The 14,367-nt window shown below is 57.4% G+C and carries 14 protein-coding genes; 6 read left to right on the top strand and 8 right to left on the bottom strand.

What is annotated here, in order from left to right; all coding sequences use genetic code 11:
• Positions 1–132 precede the first annotated feature (132 nt).
• Positions 133–954 (top strand): hypothetical protein, encoded by an 822-nt coding sequence (locus JW929_00585; protein MBN1437879.1) that lies wholly within the window; start codon positions 133–135, stop codon positions 952–954.
• A gap of 46 nt (positions 955–1,000) precedes the next feature.
• Here JW929_00585 and JW929_00580 read toward each other — a convergent pair whose 3' ends face one another.
• Positions 1,001–1,222: a hypothetical protein gene (locus JW929_00580; protein ID MBN1437878.1), complete on the bottom strand. Its 222-nt coding sequence runs from the start codon at positions 1,220–1,222 to the stop codon at positions 1,001–1,003.
• A gap of 420 nt (positions 1,223–1,642) precedes the next feature.
• On the opposite strand from JW929_00580, the gene JW929_00575 reads away from it, so the two are divergent.
• Positions 1,643–2,071 (top strand): helix-turn-helix domain-containing protein, encoded by a 429-nt coding sequence (locus tag JW929_00575; protein MBN1437877.1) that lies wholly within the window; start codon positions 1,643–1,645, stop codon positions 2,069–2,071.
• Between the two features lie 15 nt (positions 2,072–2,086).
• Here the strand turns inward: JW929_00575 and JW929_00570 are convergent, their stop codons facing one another.
• The 3 genes from JW929_00570 to JW929_00560 all read right to left on the bottom strand — a co-directional run bounded on the left by JW929_00570 (position 2,087) and on the right by JW929_00560 (position 6,629).
• Positions 2,087–2,239, bottom strand: coding sequence for a hypothetical protein (locus JW929_00570; GenBank protein ID MBN1437876.1), 153 nt, complete (start codon positions 2,237–2,239; stop codon positions 2,087–2,089).
• Between the two features lie 399 nt (positions 2,240–2,638).
• Entirely contained in the window at positions 2,639–3,541 is a 903-nt protein-coding gene (locus tag JW929_00565) for an SWIM zinc finger family protein (protein ID MBN1437875.1), read from the bottom strand.
• Between the two features lie 13 nt (positions 3,542–3,554).
• Complete coding sequence (locus JW929_00560; protein MBN1437874.1) at positions 3,555–6,629, bottom strand: DEAD/DEAH box helicase; 3,075 nt, start codon at positions 6,627–6,629, stop codon at positions 3,555–3,557.
• A 354-nt stretch (positions 6,630–6,983) separates the two neighbouring features.
• Between JW929_00560 and JW929_00555 the strand changes: the two genes are divergently transcribed.
• The 3 genes from JW929_00555 (at position 6,984) to JW929_00545 (ending at position 9,278) form a co-directional block, all read left to right on the top strand.
• Positions 6,984–7,328: a helix-turn-helix transcriptional regulator gene (locus JW929_00555; GenBank protein ID MBN1437873.1), complete on the top strand. Its 345-nt coding sequence runs from the start codon at positions 6,984–6,986 to the stop codon at positions 7,326–7,328.
• Positions 7,329–7,527: 199 nt separating this feature from the next.
• Entirely contained in the window at positions 7,528–8,544 is a 1,017-nt protein-coding gene (locus tag JW929_00550) for an ABC transporter ATP-binding protein (GenBank protein MBN1437872.1), read from the top strand.
• Positions 8,541–9,278, top strand: a complete 738-nt coding sequence (locus JW929_00545; protein MBN1437871.1) for an ABC transporter permease — start codon at positions 8,541–8,543, stop codon at positions 9,276–9,278. Before JW929_00550 ends, JW929_00545 begins: the two co-directional genes overlap by 4 nt.
• Before the next feature lie 502 nt (positions 9,279–9,780).
• On the opposite strand, the gene rnk is transcribed toward JW929_00545, so the two are convergent.
• Positions 9,781–10,197 (bottom strand): nucleoside diphosphate kinase regulator, encoded by a 417-nt coding sequence (gene rnk, locus JW929_00540; protein ID MBN1437870.1) that lies wholly within the window; start codon positions 10,195–10,197, stop codon positions 9,781–9,783.
• Positions 10,198–10,626: 429 nt separating this feature from the next.
• Here rnk and JW929_00535 point away from each other — a divergent pair, with 429 nt between their 5' ends.
• A complete protein-coding gene (locus JW929_00535) occupies positions 10,627–10,887 on the top strand; it encodes a hypothetical protein (protein MBN1437869.1) in 261 nt (86 codons plus the stop codon).
• A 196-nt stretch (positions 10,888–11,083) separates the two neighbouring features.
• Here the strand turns inward: JW929_00535 and JW929_00530 are convergent, their stop codons facing one another.
• The 3 genes from JW929_00530 to JW929_00520 form a co-directional block, all read right to left on the bottom strand.
• The gene (locus JW929_00530; GenBank protein ID MBN1437868.1) at positions 11,084–12,415 is read right to left on the bottom strand and encodes a hypothetical protein; all 1,332 of its coding nucleotides are present in this window, start codon (positions 12,413–12,415) and stop codon (positions 11,084–11,086) included.
• A 14-nt stretch (positions 12,416–12,429) separates the two neighbouring features.
• On the bottom strand, positions 12,430–13,119 hold the full coding sequence (locus JW929_00525) for an NUDIX hydrolase (GenBank protein ID MBN1437867.1): 690 nt from the start codon (positions 13,117–13,119) through the stop codon (positions 12,430–12,432).
• A gap of 150 nt (positions 13,120–13,269) precedes the next feature.
• The gene (locus tag JW929_00520) at positions 13,270–14,358 is read right to left on the bottom strand and encodes a hypothetical protein (protein ID MBN1437866.1); all 1,089 of its coding nucleotides are present in this window, start codon (positions 14,356–14,358) and stop codon (positions 13,270–13,272) included.
• Between the last annotated feature and the right edge of the window lie 9 nt (positions 14,359–14,367).

Here is a 14,367-nt window from a genome sequence, read left to right as displayed (position 1 = left end):
TCCTTTTTCTTTTTTTCGCTCCGCGCCTGGATTCTCATGCGAAAGCCGGAATTGGCATTTTAAAAACCACTTTTTTCAGGGGAGTCAGATATATTACAAAAAGCAGAAAACACATGCGGGAAACGGGATTACATGCGGGCGATGAAGTATTTTCTTCAAGCGCTGGAAACATTTCCTGATTCCATCGAAGCAAAATGTGGTTTTCTTTACTGTCATGTACGCACTGGGAATATTCGGGAAGCGGAACGGATCATTCCCGCTTATCAAGATCTGAAAATCGAGGACTTGGATGACTTGTCTGCCTTTCGCCTTTTTTATTCTCGAATTCGAGTTATGCAAGAAAATAAACAGATTGATGCTGGCAAGTCCGTCATTGAAGAGAATAGTAGACGCTTTTCCAATGAGTTTCAAGGACCGATCAAAATGGAAAAAGCCTTGTTCCTGTTCTTGGAAAAACACAGTGACGAGGCATTATCAGCTCTGATGAAATGTTGGAAGGAAATCTCAGACGATATACGAGAGGATTTTCTGGGCAGACATATTTTTTTATTATTACAAATGAACAAAAAAAATGAAGCTATACAATGCTTATGGGGGAATATGATAAATCACTTTACAATAAATAAATTATTGCTGCTCTTCATGCTGTTGGCGATTGCGCGGCCAATATATTTTATTTTACTGTATTGCGCATGGATTATATTCTGGGCTCTTCTTCCCGTGACGAACTGGAATACGATCTTAATCGGTATATGTACAGTGATAACGGGAACGATCTCGGTATATTCAGTTATTTTAAAGAAACCTGCCCTTGGATTTGCATTGACCTGTTTCTTGCTGTCTACCCTGGGAATATATTTTATGAAAGATTATACATTGTGCTCTATGGCCGCCGTGGTTTTTATCTTGTTACTGACTCCGATATTGCTGAAATTGTCGAAGCGCACACCGTAAACAACTGAGAAAGGATAATATGAAAATGACTTCTGAAAAAACCGTCCTATAATGAGTAGAGATCCTGATTTATATAACATGGCACCAGACGTTTTAAAAAAATAAAGGCCGCTGATGAGGAGGAAGAGATGGCAATCGTAATCTTCATATTTATATCATTTTCTTGCATCACAGGCACATTTTTGCTTATGCTACTTATCTGGAAAATAAAATCCCTGCCATCCATCATACAGGGAGCCTTTTTTTCGCTATGCATTGGTGTTACCATTTTCCTATCCTCCCTTTTTCCAATAATCACGGTAACGGATCGGAATTTTCAAGAAGTTTTCATATTTTGCCTACTAATTAGTCTGCTATTCTTCCTCATTTCCCTACCAATTTCCGTAATAATTTGGCCATTGTTGGAGAGAAAAAATGCCCGGGATCGTTTTACCAGTATTATTTCTCATAAATAACCTGTTTATATACCCGATCTCGTATATCATGGATTCATCCACTAAACTGGGGGAATTCCATGGTCAAAGGCAGACCCAAGACTCCAATCATCCTTGAAGAACAAGATCGGAAGCAGTTATTGGCACCGGCACAATCCAGATCTCTGCCCCACGGCTTGGTCACCCGAGCCCGGATCGTTCTGATGGCGGCGGAAGGTCAGTCGAACACCAGTATCGCAGAATAACTCAATCTCATCCAACAGTCGGTTTGCCTTTGGCGAAGGCGGTTTCTCCAACAGGGCATCCATGGCTTGCATGAGGAGCTCCGACCTGGTCGACCGCGAAGTATTTCGGATGAAAAAGTTGCCACCCTTGTACGAAAGACATTGCAGAGCACACCGAAGGATGGCACCCATTGGACCATCCGGGGGATTGCCAAGGAAACCCGTCTGTCTCGCGCGACGGTTCATAGAATCCGGCAAGCCTTCGGCCTTCAACCGCATCGTCAAAAAAGCTTCAAACTTTCCACAGATCCATTTTTTGTGGAAAAGGTTCGGGATATCGTGGGCCTTTACCTAAGCCCTCCAGAGAACGTCGTGGTGCTTTGCGTCGACGGAAAAAAGCCAGATTCAAGCCCTGGAACGCACGCAGCCCATGCTTCCAATGCGACTGGGCTATGTTGAAGGGGTTACCCACGATTATGAACGGCATGGAACCACAACGCTGTTTGTGGCTTTGAACATTGCATTGTTGAGCAGGATCCGGAACAATTCAGGCAGGAAATCCAATCCCTGCTCGATGAGTTTCGCCTGCAAATCCTCGGGTATTGTACAATCGGGTTGGTAGGTCATGGTGCCATCCTTTCGTTGGTTTAGTCACCCGAAAGAATACACCAGACCTACCGTTTTTGTATCCTGAGTGATTTTACAGAAAGAAGGGTACACTAACGAAAATGTGCCACAGGCTTTGTACATCCACCTAATCGTGGACGATTACTCAACGCATAAGAATCCACGCGTAAAATGATGGTTGGCAATTCATGATCGATGGCATGTGAATGTTATATCGTTCATTTTGAGGGAAATGAAAAGGTAATATAAATGGATTATCTAATCACCATAATCCTTATGCGAATGCCGGCAGCCCCACGGCCGCCGGAACGGGCACGACCCGGACCGATGCGGTGACGGCGTTCGTGGCGCCTGCGAGGTAGGATCAACCGCAGAGCGCCCCGGCCCCCGCCCGCCGGATCAGCCCCCGGCCGCGCGCCCGCCGGAACGCTCCTCCCCGCCGCCCGCAGCCCTCAGCGCTTCTTCGGTGACGGAACGGTAAACCCTCTCCATCCAGGCCGCCAGGCCGCCCGGCCCGATTCGGAAAGGCGGCTCGCCGAGCCGTTTGACCGGCGCGGCATCCACCTCCGGGGCCTGGGCGTGGAAATGCAGGCCGTCCGGTTCGGCCGCCGCCTCCCAAAACGCTTCCGCCGTGAGCGGTTCGGGCTTTTCGGCCGCGGCGCGCGGCTTGCGCGCGGAGGGCTTGCCCGCGCGCCGGGTAGAGCCGCCCGCCGCGCGGGCGGCGCGCAAGGCCGCCAGGATCTGCTCCCGCGTGCGGCCGCGCAGGCGGAAGAGCAGGAACGGATCCTCGTCGAAGCGCTCGCCGAGCAGGAAGTAAACCGCGGCGATGTGCTTGCAGGGGTTGGCCCAATCCGGGCACGAGCATTCGGTATCCAAGTCGCCGCGCGCGGCCGGGAACAGGCTCGCCCCCGCCTTGCGGAACGCCTTTTCGATATCCTGCGGCATCTCGCCGGAAAGCAATTTGGCGGCGAACGCGGCCTGCGAAGCCATAGCCTTGACGACGCCGTTCCAAGCGTGCGGGGAAAGCGGCTTGATCCGGATCGACACCGTATAGGGGGTCATGCGGCTCCCTTGCACGCGGGCGTCCACGCGCCCGGGGCGGATGTCGATGTTGAGCACCTGGCCGCTGCGCGCGTAGCTCCGCCCGCGCGAAAGCCGCGCCGGATCCATCAGCCGCTTGAGCGCCGCGATCCACCGCCCCGCCCACCAGGTGGCGCCGAATTCCCCGCGCGCCGTCTTGGCGCGGATGCCGTCCGCCGGGCGCCGGCGTTTCGGTTTGGGGTACCAGTTCCAATAGCCCATCCGCCGCCTCCCGTTAATCCGCCGCGCCGCCGCGCAGGACGAACAGCTCGCGCAGTTGTTCCGCCGTCATCTCCGTGATCCAACCCTCGCCCGCGCCGACGATCTCATCCGCCAATTTCCGTTTGCGCTCGATCATTTCGTCGATCCGCTCCTCCACCGTGCCGGCGCACATCAGCTTGTGGACCTGCACCGCGCGGCTCTGGCCGATGCGGAAGGCCCGGTCGGTGGCCTGGTTCTCCACCGCCGGGTTCCACCAGCGGTCGAAGTGGAACACGTGGTTGGCGCGGGTCAGGTTGACTCCCGTCCCGCCGGCCTTGAGCGAGAGGACGAACAGCGGCGGGCCGCGCGGATCCTCTTGGAAGCGCGCGATCATCTTCGTCCGCTCCGCAGCCCGCACCGCCCCGCACAAGAACAGCGTTTCCGCGCCGAGCGTTTCCTGCAGGTGCGCCCGCAGCAGGCCGCCCATCTCGGCGAACTGGGTGAAGATCAGCGCCCGCTCCCCCACCGCCAGAACCTCCTCGAGCATCTCCACTAACCGCTCGAGCTTGCCGGAGCGGCCCGGGAGCGCGCTGCCGTCGCCCAGGAAGTGGGCCGGATGGTTGCACACCTGCTTCATCGCGGTCAGCGCGGCCAGGATCGCCCCCCTCCGGCCGATCCCCTCGGCGCCCTCGATCGCGCGGAGCGAATCCGCCACCACCGCCCGGTAGAGAGTCGCCTGCTCGCGGGTCAGGCTGCAGAACACCTTCATTTCGTTCTTGGGCGGGAGGTCGGAGATAATGCTGCGGTCGGTTTTGACCCGGCGGAGGATGAACGGAGAGGATAACAGCCTCAGGCGCCGGGCGGATTCGGAATCCCCCATCCGTTCGATCGGCCGGGCAAAACTGCGCTGGAAGGATTCCTGCGACCCAAGCCAGCCCGGGTTGAGGAACTGGAAGATGCTCCACAATTCGGCGAGCCGGTTTTCGAGCGGCGTGCCGGTGAGCGCCAGGCGGTGCCCGGCGCGCAGAGCCCGCGCGGCCGCGGCCTGGCGGGTGCCGGGGTTCTTGATGTTCTGCGCCTCGTCGAGGATCACTTCGCCCCATTCCACTTCCCGCATTCGGGCGGAATCGCGGTGCAACAGCGCATAAGAGGTGACGACAACGTCGCGGCCGGCCGCCTCGCGGGCGAAGGATTCGCGCCCGCGTCCGGTCCCATGGTGGACGAGAACCTTCAGCCCGGGGGCGAACCGGGCCAGCTCATGCTCCCAGTTGCCCACCACCGAGGTCGGGCAGACGACGAGCGCGGGCGGGCGGCGGCCGCCGCCGGAACGCCGGTGCAACAGGTAGGCGATCGCCTGGGGAGTCTTCCCCAGGCCCATGTCGTCCGCCAGGCAGGCGCCGAGCCCGAACCGGCCGAGGAACGCCAGCCACGAGAGCCCGGCGGATTGATACGGCCGCAGAGTCCCCGCGAACCCGGCCGGCGCCGCCAGCGGCTCCATCTTCTCCCCGCCGCCGAGCCTGCCGAGCAATTCCGCCAGCCAGCCCTCGGCCTGCACGCTTTCCACCGCCAGCCCGGCCGTCTCGGGCGCGAGGGCGGTCCGCAGCGCGTCGGCCAGCGAGAGCCCTCCGCCCTCCTCCCGGGCTGATAAAAATGCGGATGCCTTTTCCAGCAGGTCCGGCCGCACCTCGGCCCATTGACCGCGGATCCGCACCAGGGGGATTTTCAATTCGGCCAGCCGCTCGAACTCTTCGCGCGAGAGGACCTGCCCGCCGAGGGCCAGCTCCCAATCGAAGGCGATCACATTCGCCATCGAGAGCCCGCCCGTTCCGCCCGCCGGCGCTTTCGCGTTTCGGGCCGGCCGCAGTCGGAGGCGCAGGCCGGCTTTCGCGCCGATGCCGGGCAGGAGCACGCCGAACCCGGAGGATTGCAGGAGCAGAGCGGTTTCGCGGATGAAGGAATACGCGGATTGCGCGTCGAGCCGGCAGGCTTCGGGCCGCGCCGCGCGCAGGCTGGATTCAATCGGCGGGAAGACGCGGGCGGCGCTTCCCAAGCCGGCGAGCATCCGCTCCTGCGGCGCATCGAAGCGGCGGTTGAGGAACCTTAGGGCGGACCCGCGCGCCCGCCACACCTCGGACGCGGGCACGAGCAGGCTGACGTCGTCGCCGGCCTGGAGGAAGTAGCGCAATTTCCAATCGCGGGCGCGGGGATCGGGAACGGTCATTCCGTCCGATTCTTTCGCCCCGGGCGGATCGAGCCGGAAGCACAGTCGGAAATCCCCCTCGCGCCGCTCCTCCAACCTATCCCAGGCGCGGTAGTCTTCGACGAATTCATCGGGCAGGTCGGCATTGGAATCGGGCGCGGCAAGCGCGGCCAGCCAGCGCCCGGCGGGGGTTGCGCGCACGCCCGCACTCAAACGCGGCGGATGTGCGGTAACGCGGACGAAGGCATCGACGGACGCATCCAGGAAATCCGCGAGCAACGCCCGCCGTCCGCGCGCGGGAAGCGGCTCCTTCCCGGAGCGGATCGCGCAACGGGCGGCGGAGGGCATCGCCGCGGCGAGGGATTCCAGACGGGCTTGCTCATCGGGCGAATCGAGTATCGGCCGCCAGCGGGCGGACCACCGACCGTCTTCTTTTAATAGGACGGGCCGGAAGCGCTGGCCGGCGAGCAGTTCGAGCGCGAAGCGGGCGGCGGCGCGCCAGAAGCGCGCGTCGGCGCCGGGCTCGGTCCGCCGCCCTCCGTCCTCCCGCGCGGCCAGGCCGGTGAGGACGATCGGCGCCGCGGCCGGTTCGAAGAGCAGCGCCGGCACTTCCCATTCGCGCAAAATGATTTTTTTGGATGCGGGGGCATCCCATAAGAGCGACCGCGAGGGCTGAGGGACGCGGCCGCAGGAAGGAAGCAGGAGCGTGATCTTGCCCGCCCGGGCATTCGGCCCGGCGGACGCGCCCGGAAGAAGCTCCTCGATGGCGCGGGCCGGCGCGGCGAACGGATGCGCCTTTCCGCGGACACGGCGGGGCGCGCCCGCGCCCCGGCCGGTTTCCGCCCACAGCGCGAGTCGAGCGCCGCAGCGGGCGGTTTCGGGCAGCCAAACGGCGTGAAGGATGATCATTGGGATCGCGCGAAGGATATCATAAAAAAGAGAGCGGGAAATCCCCGCCGGAAAAAAGGGAGGCAGCCGGCGGAAGACCGGCGCGGTGAAGGTTTTCTCACGGCGCCGCCGGATGCCGATAAGAAATGTGCGCCGGCGACCAGAGGGGGGCTGGCCGCGCAACGCACGACAGCATTCTACCATTTTTTTGTTCCGGCGGCTCGGCGGAACCGAGGCGCCGGCCGCGGCGCCCTTGCCCCCGCGCAAGCGGGAATGGGGAACGCCGGGTGGTTTCACGGATTAGTTTTTCCCGTGCCGCGGTATAATACATTTGAAAAACCAAATATATTCCGATGCGTTTCCGCGGTGTCTGACATGAAGCCCTCCGGCGGCATGAGGCAGGTTGCTTCGGTCCTGAAAACCATCTCCCACCCCTCGCGGCTGGCGATCCTTCTGGCGATCGGCAACCGGGAGATCTGCGTCCACCGGCTGCAAACCCTGCTGGGCGGATCCCAATCCCACATCTCCCAGCAATTGATGGCCTTGCGCCGGGCCGGGGTCGTCTGCGCCCGGCGGCAGAACCGCTTCGTCCACTACCGGCTGGCCGACCCGAGGCTGCTCGGCCTGATCCGCGCCGCGGCGCGGCTGAAGCGGGTGGGACTGCCCAAGTCGCCGGCGGCGTGGAAGGGCGGCTGCCCGGACCGCCGCGGAAAGAAGTGATCCGCCGGATGCCGGCCCATCCCATCCATGCGTATTGAGGAGGATCCATCATGCCCGAAGGAAAATGCGTCGGCCGCAGTCACCGGAGCGGCGGCGCGCCGCGTGCCGGCCGCCGCTTTGCGGGAACATCGCCCCGCCCCTGCGGACGGGCCGGGAAGGAAGAGGCCGCCGCGGACTCGCGGCCGGCGGAGACGGAAACATGACCGCCGGCAGGAACGCCGCGCCTCCGCCGGCCGCAAACGAACCGATTATCTCCGTTTCGGGGCTGGTCAAGCGGTTCGCACAAATCACCGCGGTCGACGGCATCTCCTTCCAGGTCAACCGCGGGGAGATCTTCGGTTTGCTGGGGCCGAACGGGGCCGGCAAGACCACGACGATCAACATCCTCACCGGCCTGGCCCGCCCGGATTCGGGCACGGTCCGCATCGCCGGATTGGATTGCAGCCGCGACCCGAAGGCGGCCCAGCACCTGATCGGCGTCGTCCCCGACGAGAGCAACCTCTACCCGGAGCTCAGCGGCTTCGAGAACCTGTGCTTCTGCGCCGCCCTCTACGGGATGCGCAAAGAAGAGCGCCGGACGGGTGCGCGCGGACTGCTTGAGGCCTTCGACCTGGCCGGGGCGGCCGGGCGCAAGGTCGCCGGCTACTCGCGGGGGATGCGGCGCAAACTGACGATCGCCGCCGGGCTGATCCACCGCCCGTCCATACTCTTCCTCGACGAGCCCACCACCGGGATCGACGTCGCCAGCGCCCGCCGGATCCGCGGGCGGATCCGGGACCTGCGCAGGGACGGGACGACCGTTTTCCTGACCACCCACTATATCGAAGAAGCGGAACGGCTGTGCGACCGGATCGCCTTCCTCGTCGGCGGCCGGATCGTCCTCGAGGACAGCGTGCCGCGCCTGCTCCAGCCTCTGCAGAACAAGCACCTGCTGGTTCTGACCGTCCCGGGAGCGGACGGTGCGCTCTGCGCGCGGCTGGCGGAGGCGTTTCCGGAATACGGCGTCACGGCCGACGGCGACGGCGGAGTGCGCATCGAAGCCGCGGCCGCCATTCCGCTGGCCCCGCTGGTGGACTACCTGGCGGAGCGCGGGCTGGATGTGACCGAGGCCCGCCGCCTGCACCCTTCGCTGGAAGAGGTGTTCGTGCGCGTGACGGGCCTGCAGGCGGAGTCGATGCGGAAGGAAAAGGAAAAGGGCGGAGGAGGCGGAGAATGAAGCGCTGGATCGCGTTCTGGAACATCCTCTGGAAAGATATGCGCGCCTATTACCTCAAGCCGCCCAACATCAGCTGGGGGTTGATCTTCCCGCTCGCCTGGGCGGGGATGTTCTTCCTCCGTTCCGGCACGGGGCCAGAGAACATCCGCTCGATCCTGCCCGGGATGATGGCGGTCTCGATCCTGTTCGGCACCACCTCGATGCTGTCCGTCACCGTCACCTTCGAAAAGAAGCACCGATCCTTCGAACGCCTGCTGCTCGCGCCCATTCCGCTCTGGCTGCTCATGCTGGCCAAAACCGGCGGCGCGGTTTTCTTCGGGATCCTCAACGCCTTCATCCCGGCCCTGCTGGCCGCCCTGCTGACCGACCTTACCGGCGTGGATTGGCCGCTGGCGCTGGCGGCGGTGATCCTGATCGCGCTGGCCTCCACCTTCCTGGGCCTGTTCATCGCCGTCTCGGTCAGCGAAGTGTTCGAGGCCCAGACCTTCTCGAACTTCTTCCGCTTCCCGATGATCTTCCTGTGCGGGCTGTTCCTGCCGGTCGCCTCGCTGCCCGTCTATCTGCAGCCGCTTTCCTACCTGCTGCCGCTGACCTACGGCGTGGACATCCTGCACGGCGCGATCCGCGGCGAGAACGCGCTGGCGTATCCGCTTTCCTTCGGGCTGATCGCGCTGTTCGGCGTTGGATTGTTCCTGGCCAGCCTGCGCAACATCTACCGCAGGTGGATCCTGTAGCCGGGCCGGGCCGGAGCAAGCGGAATTAAAAAAACAAGCCCCCGAGCGTTCGTATCGGGGGCCGGCCTCCGATGAAAACCCGTTCCGCTTTCCGGCCGCACTCCGCCCACAGCGCCGGGCGCGCGCCGCAACGGGCGGTTTCGGACAGCCAAACGGCGTGAAGGATGATCTTGAACCGCGCGGAGGATATTATAAACAACGGGGGCGGGAGTATGTACGCCGCGGGGCAAAGAAATCCATCCGTCCGAGGTCCGCCGCGCCCGAGTCCGTCAGCGCCGTCGCTACACACAGACCGGCGGATATCGCGCAAGCCCTTCCGATCCCGCCGAGGAATTAACGGAGGATTCCGCCTCCGGGGAAACAAGGCGAAAACGCGCCCTCCGACTCGGGAAGGAAGCGTCTTGATCGCGCCGGGGGGTACTCAGGCCGAAAACCGCCGGCGGTCCTTCGGAATGCATGATCCTTCCAGAGAGCCTTCGGTTAACAGCCACGGCGACGGGTACTACAAATGGAAATCCCCCGCGGCTTCCGGCTGATAGAGGACCTTTTTCACGCGCAGTTTGCGCTTGCCTGAAGGGACCTCCCACTCGAACACATCCCCCGTCTCGTATCCCAGCATGGCGGTGCCGATCGGAGCCAGGATCGATACCTTCCCCAGCTTGAGATCGGCCTGGTCCGGGAAGACCAAGGTGTAGGTTTCCTCCTCCCCGGTATCCAGGTCTTCCAGGCAGACCGTCGAGTTCATGGTCACCACGCTGTTGGGTATCTCCCCGGCCGGGACGACAGCCGCCCGCTCGAGCTCCTCTTTGAGCCGCTCCAGGTACGGGCTCTTGCGGTATTCGGTGGTGTCGGAATCCAGGATTAATTTTTTCAACCGCCCCAAGTCCTTTTCGGTGATGCAGATCGGTTTCCCGCTCATGGTCCTTTTCTCCTTTCATCCGTCGCGCCGGGTCAGGATTCCGGTCCAGCCGCCTCCGCCAGGCATCCCGCCGCTTCCCTCGGCTCAACTGGACCTTTCTTCCCGGAAAAGCGCCCGGGCCCGCCGTTCGGAAGCTTTTCCCCCGCCGCCGGCTTGCGGAACAAAGAAAAAAGGCGGAAGCCCGGAGGAGGGGAAAGAAGGCCGTCTTCTTTGACGGCGGCAGGTTGCGGAAACGTATGGGCTGGACGGATACGGATATTATTGCGGCGATGAATTCCGCCTTCATTTTACCATGGCGCGGCGGTCGCGAATCCGATCCGGCGCCGGAAGCCGCCCTGCTCCCGCGATCGCCGCGTCGCTCCGGCGCCCCGGTTCACGCGTAAGGTCCGCCACGGCCGCGCCGTCTTCGGCCTCCTGCGGGCCGGGACGATGGCGGACGATAAGGCGTTGCCGGAGAACATGATCCGCGCCGACATCCGGACGACGGATGATGCCTATGCCATGCTGTCGCCGGAGGAGGTTGGGAAGCTGATTGCGGGGCTGTTTTCGAAGGGTGATGTGCAGGAGAGTTCCGCAACCGTCCTTGAAAACGTCCCCAACGAGAAGTTTTCGGAGATGCTCCATGAGTTGGTTAAGCGTATTAAGAAGGAATATTATACGCCCCGCGATATAATTAATCATTATTCGTAGATTATTTGCATCTGCTCAGCCTCAGTAATATTGAAATGAAATCCTGCTCTTTTCCATCCTCACCCCTATCCCCTGTCCCCTTTCCCCTCTCCTGACATATGTCAGGAGAGGGGAAAGGGGTTGTTGGGGTCGGGGGTGAGGAAAGGGCAGTGACGGGGGGGGCTGATGAGAAATAATTATTTTTTTATTGTCACATTTATTCATCCTCGATAATTACATCCCTGAAATATTTTTTTAAGTCTTGTTCTGTTTTTGTTTGTTTATCCCTTTCTGTTTCTTCGATCTTGCCATATAGTGTTTTGACTAATTCCACTATTAATACAGCTCCAGCGGCGCTAAGTAATATAGTTAAGTTTGGCGACAGTTGTTGATATGCACGTAATGCAGAATAGAGATTGAGCCCTTCTGCTGTAATGGCAACAATTTCTATCGCCATTTTTCCATTCTTAAGTAATTGTGGTTTTTTCTTCTTTTTGTAATATTCGGCTATCTTGCTATCAATATATAACCAATATTCACGCAATACAGTTTTTGCTTCCCCGTCATCTTCTGCTTTATATATAGTATCTAGATAATCTAGAGAAATATTTTCTTCTCGAAGGCCTATATGAAAATCAAAATCCAATTGATCTAGTGAGATTATCGCCTTTGTATCGATCTCTATAGAAGGTAATTTTATTATTTTACTATTATTTAAATCCATATACCTAAGCATCTTTTCGCGCTCAGGGAACGCCGATTTAAATAATTCGGCCCCCTTTTTCGATGTAAAGGAAACAATGGATACGTTGTTATTCATCCAGAAGTTCTCGCGGTATGCCCGATCCACAAAGAATTCTATTACTATTTGTTGAGAATTATCGGGGCCTGGATATTCCAATCCAATTCCTTGCCTGACTACTTTGTAATAATCCGATCGATCTATACGTTTTCTACCTTTACTAGCCGCATAGATCCGTGTTCTATCTATTAATCCGTCCAATATATAAATAGCACCCTTATCAGCTAGTTGTAATTTCTCTTTATCAATTAATCGCTTAAGCACTGTTTCATATACTTCCCAAGAAGCTGTAAATTTATTATTTGTCCTATTTAGGGCATTATCTAGGGCTTCAATATATCGGTAATATTCAGGCTCTTTAGAAAATACTTCGTCCGGGGTAATTGTTACTTCATCTAACTTGTTATTTTTTACTTTATTTCGCAACTGTTCTGGGAAGGAGGAAAATATCATCCCCGACTTTATCTGCTTTTCAACAACGCTTAGCAGGTTGTCTGAACCATTGCGAATTCCCGCAACACCGATTTGTGATATTAACTCCCTAAAGGCTGAGTTCTTCCTAAATAGTCGACGTAATCCAAGGTTATCGATCAGCATAGTATCTGAAAAAGCCAATCCTCTTGAATAGAGGATACTGCCGGTCAATAAACGACTTACCCGCCGAGCATCCCTGTCAGGATTTCTAATCTGAAATACGGTGTCAAGCGCTTCAACAAATGTATTATCAGCATTCTTTTTTCCCGGCATAGCATTGATCCCTTCTAGAATATCTTTCTACTTCTTGCTAAAATAAAAGCCCACAATGAAAACCAATCTTTTATCTTTCCTTCCAGGATTAATTTTTCAATATCCTTTTCTGACACCCATATATATTCACCAATACCTTCTACGTCATCCTTGACAATCTTCTGATCGGATTCTATCCTTGCAAGGAATACAGACAATCCACCTTTGCCTTCCTTTATTTCCGCAAGCATTTCCAACTTTTTTTCTACAAGCCCTGTTTCCTCTAGTAATTCCTTCTGAGCGTTTTCATTTGCCGTTAGTTTAGGATCGCCAAAGCCACGAGGAAATTCCCAACTCCAACCCCGTTCTTCATGCCGGAATTTTTTAATCATTAATAATTGCCCTTCTCTTGCACATAACAATATGACTCCGAATCCCCCATCTTGTACTTTTCGGTTTATTTGGCGGATATACCCCCAAACGAAACCATTCGGAAACTCAACCATATCGCGTACTGTCCAGAACCATTCATCCTCAGATAAAACACCAATTTCTATCCAATACTCGGGTAATCCTTTAGAACGCAACTCGGCCTTAATTTTCTCTTGCTCAGCAAGAATTCGTTCCGGATTGTGGATGATTTTAATCTCATTCTTCTCTCCGGTATTCTTAAAAAGCTCGGGGCGCTCTTTCATGAGTGCAAGATACATATTGAATGAATCCATTTAATTTATCCCTTATTCTCTACTGGTTTTTCAGGCTGATAGTCCTCACAGAATATCATTATATAATTATTTTCCTGAAACGATGTTTTTCGTCTGTAGGTAAAGCCCATTTCTATCAGTATTACTATCACGCAATCTAATTCCCGCCTGCTAATCGCACTGCATATTCACCGCCCCCATCAGGCATTCCTTGCAGAGAAAGCCATACGCCACACCGGAGGCTTGCCCGGTCGAAGCATAATCCACATGCGCTAAGCAAACCATCCTGCGCTTGCAGGATGGGCAAACCGGGTATTCCGGCCATTGCACCCAACCCGGAAAGCCTCCGAATCGCTCCATTCCGGTCGGTAACCAGGCCACTCTCTCGTACGGGGAACGTCTTTGTTTGCCGATCCGGATCCGGTTCATCGACCAGAACGCTCCGATTTCATCCGGATCGGGAAAGGCCTCCGGAAGGTTGGAGGGTTTCTCATTGTGCGGGCTCCACCGGAAGCCGCCTTGTGCATCCAATTCGGTGAAGATCGCTGCGTACTGCACGCAGCGCGTGCACATGCCGAGAATTATCTTCCCGCCGTCAAGTCCGATTTCCCTGGTTCTTTCGTCCGAAAGATCAAATTCGAATGTCGGTTTCAACTCCGTTCCGCACCACGGACAGGATCCCCGAGTAATCTCGGTCGGTTCACGATCGATCAAGTCCAAGTCGTACGCCGTCGGCAGATAGAGATCCCTGCGCTCGCCCTTTCCCGTCAATTCCCAACCGGCCATGGGAATGAGGTGCGAAATCGTGGGCGCGAGTTTTTCCGCCTCCGGACTCCCCCAATCCACATTCTGATCGGCCATGGCGGCCAGTTCCTTTTGCGCAGGAATATCCCCGATCCAAGCCAAGGCATAAATCAACCCCCGTTTCATCTTCGGTTCTTTTTCGGACCGGATCCTTTTTATGATCATCTCCCGGACATCAGGTTCCGCATACCGGAAATACTCATACCAATCGAAAAACCTGCGTTCGATGATTTCAGGATAATGGCCTTCCAGAGAACCGGGAACCAACAGGGAAAGGTTGAGGAGTATTATTTCACAGGTTTTTTCATCTTTGGAATGGAGAACCTTTTGCGCCAGTTTCTTACCTTCGGCCGTGGATAGTTCATAATAGGCGGAGATGAGCCTTTCCGCGTCTTTTTCGTCTCGCGGTAGATTCCAACCATGGGTCAGGGACAGGATCGTTTGCATGGGTTTCAACGGGAACTC

Source organism: Anaerolineales bacterium, from assembly GCA_016928575.1.
Classification (GTDB): domain Bacteria; phylum Chloroflexota; class Anaerolineae; order Anaerolineales; family RBG-16-64-43; genus JAFGKK01.
This window is presented reverse-complemented; position numbering and strand designations above follow the sequence as displayed.

Bases quoted from the DNA above. Each gene is read 5' to 3' on its own strand.
- JW929_00585 (MBN1437879.1), top strand. From the start codon at position 133: ATGCGGGCGATGAAGTATTTTCTTCAAGCGCTGGAAACATTTCCTGAT.
- JW929_00580 (MBN1437878.1), bottom strand. From the start codon at position 1,222: ATGGTAACACCAATGCATAGCGAAAAAAAGGCTCCCTGTATGATGGAT.
- JW929_00570 (MBN1437876.1), bottom strand. From the start codon at position 2,239: ATGACCTACCAACCCGATTGTACAATACCCGAGGATTTGCAGGCGAAA.
- JW929_00565 (MBN1437875.1), bottom strand. From the start codon at position 3,541: ATGGGCTATTGGAACTGGTACCCCAAACCGAAACGCCGGCGCCCGGCG.
- JW929_00560 (MBN1437874.1), bottom strand. From the start codon at position 6,629: ATGATCATCCTTCACGCCGTTTGGCTGCCCGAAACCGCCCGCTGCGGC.
- JW929_00555 (MBN1437873.1), top strand. From the start codon at position 6,984: ATGAAGCCCTCCGGCGGCATGAGGCAGGTTGCTTCGGTCCTGAAAACC.
- JW929_00550 (MBN1437872.1), top strand. From the start codon at position 7,528: ATGACCGCCGGCAGGAACGCCGCGCCTCCGCCGGCCGCAAACGAACCG.
- JW929_00545 (MBN1437871.1), top strand. From the start codon at position 8,541: ATGAAGCGCTGGATCGCGTTCTGGAACATCCTCTGGAAAGATATGCGC.
- rnk (MBN1437870.1), bottom strand. From the start codon at position 10,197: ATGAGCGGGAAACCGATCTGCATCACCGAAAAGGACTTGGGGCGGTTG.
- JW929_00535 (MBN1437869.1), top strand. From the start codon at position 10,627: ATGGCGGACGATAAGGCGTTGCCGGAGAACATGATCCGCGCCGACATC.
- JW929_00530 (MBN1437868.1), bottom strand. From the start codon at position 12,415: ATGCCGGGAAAAAAGAATGCTGATAATACATTTGTTGAAGCGCTTGAC.
- JW929_00525 (MBN1437867.1), bottom strand. From the start codon at position 13,119: ATGGATTCATTCAATATGTATCTTGCACTCATGAAAGAGCGCCCCGAG.